General features: G+C 58.9%; 5 protein-coding genes. 3 read left to right on the plus strand and 2 right to left on the minus strand.

The window, feature by feature from the left end; translation table 11 throughout:
* A partial coding sequence (locus Q0Y42_RS13685) for an outer membrane beta-barrel protein (RefSeq protein ID WP_297804847.1) occupies positions 1-854 on the minus strand: 854 nt, incomplete at its 3' end.
* Positions 855-1,077: 223 nt separating this feature from the next.
* Positions 1,078-3,300, minus strand: a complete 2,223-nt coding sequence (locus tag Q0Y42_RS13690) for an AGE family epimerase/isomerase (RefSeq protein WP_297804850.1) — start codon at positions 3,298-3,300, stop codon at positions 1,078-1,080.
* Positions 3,301-3,528: 228 nt separating this feature from the next.
* On the opposite strand from Q0Y42_RS13690, the gene argB reads away from it, so the two are divergent.
* The 3 genes from argB to dapD are packed head-to-tail and all read left to right on the plus strand — an operon-like array spanning position 3,529 to position 6,022.
* The gene (gene argB, locus Q0Y42_RS13695) at positions 3,529-4,458 is read left to right on the plus strand and encodes an acetylglutamate kinase (RefSeq protein WP_297804853.1); all 930 of its coding nucleotides are present in this window, start codon (positions 3,529-3,531) and stop codon (positions 4,456-4,458) included.
* Complete coding sequence (locus Q0Y42_RS13700) at positions 4,455-5,168, plus strand: pyrimidine 5'-nucleotidase (RefSeq protein ID WP_366108496.1); 714 nt, start codon at positions 4,455-4,457, stop codon at positions 5,166-5,168. The genes argB and Q0Y42_RS13700 overlap by 4 nt, the downstream gene beginning before the upstream one ends.
* Complete coding sequence (dapD, locus tag Q0Y42_RS13705; RefSeq protein ID WP_297804856.1) at positions 5,165-6,022, plus strand: 2,3,4,5-tetrahydropyridine-2,6-dicarboxylate N-succinyltransferase; 858 nt, start codon at positions 5,165-5,167, stop codon at positions 6,020-6,022. Before Q0Y42_RS13700 ends, dapD begins: the two co-directional genes overlap by 4 nt.
* Positions 6,023-6,495: the final 473 nt, after the last annotated feature.

Here is a 6,495-nt window from a genome sequence, read left to right on the forward strand (position 1 = left end):
ACAACCGAGCGAGCTTCCGCGGTCAGGTCCGAACGGTCGAAGTCGAAGTAGACAACGAACTGACGGGCTGCCGGCTTAGCCGGAGGCGGCGGAGGCGGCGGCGGCGGCGGCGGAGGCGGCGGCGGCGGCGGCGGAGCATCTTCAGCGCCGAAGGCGTAACGCAGACCCAGGGTCACGGTGTGCGACTGGTCATAGTCGCCCGACCATTCGCCGAACTTCGGGTTCACAGTGGCCGGAACCACCGAATCCCACGAAGCGTCGCCGGTCAGGTAACGGTAGGTCAGGTCGATGTTAGCGCGGTCCGAAACGGCCCAGGCCAGACCAGCGATTGCTTGAGCAGCAAACTTGGTCGACGAGTCGTCAGCGGCGAACGACGAAGCCGTTTGGCGCAGACGGCCGACGGTGTCGACGTTCACGCGGTTCACACCAGCGCCAAGGCCGACGAACGGACGCAGGGTCCATTCCGGGGTGCCGAAGTCATAGATGACGTTGGCGAGCAGGGTCGTGGCGGTGATGTCACCTTCCGGCGAGTGGCACGGGCCGGTAGCCGGGGTCAGGTTGCAGAGGCCTTGACCACCCGAGACAGCACGAACGGTGCCGATGTCACCCGAGCGGTAACCACCCTCGAGTTCCATACGCCAGTTCGGGTTGAAACGGTAGCCGAGGCGGGCGAATGCAGCCCAACCGTCGTTGACTTCCCAGTTCCAGTTGTGACCGGTCACCGACGACTCAGCGTTGATGTCCTCGATGGTGTGGTAACCGGCATCGATAGCACCGTACCAGCCGTTCGGCTCAGCCGATGCCGCACCAGCCGACAGAGCCAGAGCGGCCGCCGCGCTAGAAGCCAGGATCAAACTCTTGACGCGCATATATGCGGCCCTCCAAGAATTGTTGACGAAGACGGTACATGCGTACCGCTAAGGTGGAGATAACAGCCCAGCTTACGTAGGTCGAGGCCGGAAATCCCCTATTTTCCCAATACAATTGGCAATCGTGATATCCGTGCTACAGAAACTGAACGGAGCCTTAATAGTCTGAGCCCCGGTTAAGCCGCTTTCGCAGTTAAAGCGCGGATATCTACGTATATCGACGCTGTTCAGACTTACCCAATGACGCTGGATGACTCATAGAGCGCAAAGATTGCACCAACTGCGCGCAAGCTCCAACAATGTGGTACAGAGAACTTGCCTTTGCAGGTTCATCCGGAAACTCGTTACCGTTCAACAGAACGTCGTGCCATAGGCCGTCGTCCGTCAAATACTTGTTAAGCGCCGCGACAGCGAGACCTGCATCCTTAAGATATTTCTGCTTTTGCGTACCCTCGCTGAGTTCAGACAGCACTAAGGCAGCCTTTACCCATTCTGTTTGCGGCCACAATTTCGCCGTGCAGTCGGTCCGCTTACCCTCGTCGTCAATGGCATCGACCAGAACCCCTGCCGACGACGAATAGCCGCGCATGCCGAAGCTATAAAGCGTACGCGCTACCTCTACGAGATGTGAGGCATTACGCCTACGAGCATAGCGCAGCAGCAGCCAAGCCCATTCAAATTGATGACCAGGTTCGACACGACGCCCCTGCGCGCCAGGAGCGGGCTGCCAGTTCTCGTCAAAAAACTCCCGCAAGCAACCGTTCGCAGGATCGATAAACGTGGTGCAAGCCAAGTTGACGAGTTGATCCGAAGCGTCCGCCCACTCTAAGCCGCCGCCCACTTCTTCCCAGGCAAGGCAAGCTTCGAGCAAATGCATATGGGCATTTGATTGATAGGGATGGCCTTCGGTTTCGACCAACCCACCATTAGGCAAAGCCTCTCGGAAAAGCCGCTCGCGAATTCCATTCGCCAGATGGGCGTATCTCCCTTGATTGCCCTTCACGCGGTGCGCCGCCGCGAGGGCAAACAACCCAAAGGCATGGTCATAGATGGAGGCGCGCGGCGTAAGAACGTCCAGAGAAGGAGACAGCAGCCCCCGCAGCATTCCCTCTTCGCTGATGTAATAGCGCTCGAAGGCCTCCAACCCGCGATCCATGAGCCATTCCCAAGGACCGCTCCATCCGAGCCGCCCCGCCTCGGCAAAGGTAAATAGCTGACGAGTTTGAACGCGGACACGATGGTTCGCCACTACTGGGTCAGCACCAATCGTCATGGCCTCGGCGAATATGCCGTTCTCTCTGATCCCCAGAGATGCCCATACTGGCAGGGCGCGGAGCTTCATCCAATCAATGAACTGCTGACCGAGCGCAACGACGTCCGTCGGTTCCGGTCTCTGAAAATCCAAATGCTGAGGCGAGACCTGTTTGACCCGCTCAACAACGGATTTGACGTCCTGAGAGCGGTCTAGTTCGCACACCAGAACCGCATCATTCTCAACTACGACCGCAAGGTTGGGAGCACCCAATACAGTGACGATGACACCCTCCGGTGCACGCGCCACCGTACCGGGCGAGTCGATCAATATATGCCGCCCCTGATCAGGCGACACACTATTGGCCACTGTATCCCACGCTCCGAGGTCGGACCACTCGAAGTCCACACGCAGCACCGAGGCAAGCTGAGTTTTTTCCATCACTGCATAGTCAATGGAAACCTTGGGTGCCGTCTTGAACACTTCAGGCAGATGAATGACCGCGCCATCCGCACCCGACATTGCCTGATCTACCGCGCTGAAGACAGCCGGCACATGTTGACGGACTTCGGCCAAAAAGACATCCGAGCGCGCGATAAAGATACCAGTGTTCCAGACAAGTCCCTTGTCGATAAACACTTGTGCCGTCTGGCTATCGGGCTTTTCTACAAAGCGGGCGACATCGGAGAGACCCTCTGCCGTCGGCTCAATGTAGCCATAGGCCGAAGACGCCGAAGTCGGCGTCACCCCAAGCGTGACGATCCGTCCGGTGAGAGCTGTCTTGGCAGCGGTCATAGCCGCAGTCGAGAAGGCATCAGCGTCCGGCAAATAATGGTCCGATGCCACAAATACATTGACCGCATCCGCATCCACCGATGCCGTCCACAGCGCTGCCGCAGTCATGGCCGGTGCAGAATCCCGCCCCTCCGGCTCAAGGATGATCTGCGCTGTCAGGCCGATCTCGGCCAGCTGCTCTAGAATGAAGGTCTCGTGATCCGCACCACCGACCACCACCAGCGTTCCACCATCACCCAACAGACGGGCCGCACGCAGCGCGGTTGCCTGGAACAGCGAATGTTCACCGTGCAGCGCAATGAACTGTTTGGGACGCATCGGGCGCGAGGCGGGCCACAAACGTGTACCAGCGCCACCGCACATAATGACCGGATAAATCGACACAGTATTCCTTAGGCAGATCCGTTGGTCGTTCGACAGTTAGAAGCTGTTACCCCACACCAACTTCGACCAAATCTATGGGTCGAACACAGCACATATGACTCAGAGCGGCAAGCGAACGACATCGACAGGTTCGCCTTTACCGTGCTTTGCAACACGCATCATTCATCATTGGTCGCAAAGCCCGTAAAATGGGTGACTTGCGCGTCTGTTGGGGGTATGCGCGCCACTATGAACGAAGTTGATCGCCAATCCGAAGAGCGCAGCTGGGAAACCGCGAAAACCCTGGCTGAAGCCCTGCCCTATATCCAGGTCTATGACCGGGAGACTGTGGTCATCAAATACGGTGGCCATGCTATGGGCGAAAGCGCCGTGGCCAAGCAGTTTGCGGCCGACGTTGTGCTGCTGAAACTGATGGGTGTGAACCCCGTGGTCGTCCACGGCGGTGGCCCCCAGATCAGCGCCATGCTGGACAAGGCCGGCGTGAAGTCGAGCTTCGTGGATGGCCTGCGCGTCACCGACAAGGACACCATGGCTGTGGCCGAGATGGTTCTGTCGGGTGCGGTCAATAAAGAGATTGCCCACTGGATCACGGTCGCCGGTAAGGAAGCCGACGTCCGCGGCGTGGGTCTGTCGGGCAAGGATGCCGGTCTGCTGACGGTCGAAAAGACCCGTCGCACCAAGCGCGATCCCGACAGCATGATCGAGCACGAGGTCGATCTGGGCTTTGTGGGCGAGCCGACCAAGGTTGATCCCAAGCTGATCAAGGGCCTGATCGCGTCGGAAACCGAGGACTGGGTTCCGGTTATCGCCCCGATCGGCGTGGCCGAGGACGGCATGACCTATAACGTCAATGCCGACACCGTGGCCGGCGCCGTTGCGGGCTCCCTGAACGCCAAGCGCATGCTGCTGCTGACGGACGTTCCGGGCGTGAAGGGTGCCGACGGCGAGATCATCCGCCAGATGAGCCTCGAGGACGCGCAAAAGCTGATCGACGACGGTGTCGCCACCGGCGGCATGATCCCCAAGCTGGAGACGGCCATGGCGGCTGTTCGCGCAGGCGTCGAGGCTGTGGTGATCCTTGATGGCCGCCGCCCGCACGCCATGCTGGTCGAGCTGTTCACCGAAAACGGTGCCGGCACTCTGGTGACCGCCAAGTGACAGACAAGATGCCGACGGAAGTGGCCTCCGACCTTCCGACCGACATTGCTGCCGATCTCAAAGGCGTAAAGTCGTGGGTCTTTGACCTCGACAACACCCTGTATCCGGTCGAGAGCCAGTTCATGGGTCTCGTGGAAAAGCGCATCAACGACTATGTCGTGCGCACGTCCGGCCTGCCTGCCGACGAGGCCATGGTGATGCAGAAATCCTTTCTGCACGACTATGGAACCTCGCTGGCGGGCCTGATGACCCGCTATCAGATCGATCCGCACCACTTCCTGGCCGAAGTTCACGATGTGCCGCTCGACGTCCTGCAACCGGACCCTGCGCTTCGCCTGGGTCTGGAGCGTCTGAAGGGCAAGCGCGTCATCTTCACCAACGGCTCGACCGTGCACGCCCACCGCGTTCTGAAGAAGCTGGGCATCGATGATCTGTTTGACGGCGTGTTCGCGCTGGAAGATGCCGACCTGATCCCCAAGCCGGACCCGCGCACCTTCCAGAAGATGCTGGCGATGTTCGACATTGATCCGACCACGGCCTGCTTCTTCGAGGACACGCCCCAGAACCTTGCCCCCGCCAAGGACATTGGCATGACGACTGTTCTGGTGGGCCCCAAGGCGTTTAGCGCCGAAGGCGATTTTATCGACTATCGCGCGGCCTCCCTGCCGCACTTCCTGACCACCGCCATTCTTGACGGAGATCCCGAATGACCAATCTCACCAAGCTCGAAAGCGTCATCGAAGCCGCTTGGGAAGCGCGTGCCGATGTAAACCCCGCCACGCAGGGCGAGGTCCGCGAAGCCGTCGAGAAGGCTCTGGCCCTGCTGGATTCGGGCGAAGCCCGCGTGGCCACCCGTGGTGAAGACGGTGTCTGGACCACCCACCAGTGGCTGAAGAAGGCCGTTCTGCTGGGCTTCCGCCTGAACGACAACATCATCATGCGCGCGGGCGACCGCGGTATGAACAGCCCGCCTCCGGCCATCGGCCCGTTCTTCGACAAGGTCGCCAACAAGTTCGGCGACTGGACCTCCACCGACTACCAGAATGCGGGCTTCCGCTCGGTTCCGGGTGCCATCGTGCGTCACGGCGCCCACATCGCCAAGTCGGTCGTGCTGATGCCGTCGTTCGTGAACATCGGCGCCTATGTCGGTGAAGGCACCATGGTCGACACCTGGGCCACCGTCGGCTCGTGCGCCCAGATCGGCAAGAACGTCCACCTGTCGGGTGGCGCCGGCATCGGCGGCGTGCTGGAGCCGCTGCAAGCCAATCCGACCATTATCGAGGACGGCTGCTTCATCGGTGCCCGTGCCGAGGTGGCCGAGGGCGTGATCGTGCGCGAAGGCGCGGTTCTGGCCATGGGCGTCTATCTGTCAGCCTCGACCAAGATCATCGACCGCGCCACCGGCGAAGTCTTCCGCGGCGAGGTGCCGGCCTATTCGGTCGTGGTGCCGGGCACCCTTCCCGACCCGAACGGCGGCCCGTCGCTGTACTGTGCCGTCATCGTCAAGCGCGTGGACGCCCAGACCCGCGCCAAGACCGGCGTCAACGAACTGCTGCGCGACTAAACGCTTCAAGCCATCGCGAATCACTAAAGCCCGCTCTGATGAGCGGGCTTTTTTACATTATAAGTGCAATATATTCGAGTAACGACGTCACGCTAAACGGATAAAAATCACCGCCAAACAACAACCTATATGCGGCACCCATTATCGCTATAGTTAAGCTAGGTAATAATGGTGAAGAATGTGAATTCTTGTTATTGCATATGCTCAAGCTTACCTCAAAAATTTAAGCGTAGCAGTTCACTCATAAAAGCACAGCAATCACAGGCAATTAATAGTAAAGCTCTACGATTGTATAGCTCACTTACTATTAGACGTTCTTATTTTACAATTCTCGGGCATGAGCACTAAATTCTCACCAAAGAAGAAAATCAAAGCACCTTAGCTATACTAAAAGTTGCGCTAGACCACAGATGGTTAACGATTAAGACGTTGAAAGTTTGGACATTCTTATAGCCAAGCTTGGAAGTACTTGA

This window comes from uncultured Brevundimonas sp. (assembly GCF_947305955.1).
Taxonomy (GTDB): domain Bacteria; phylum Pseudomonadota; class Alphaproteobacteria; order Caulobacterales; family Caulobacteraceae; genus Brevundimonas.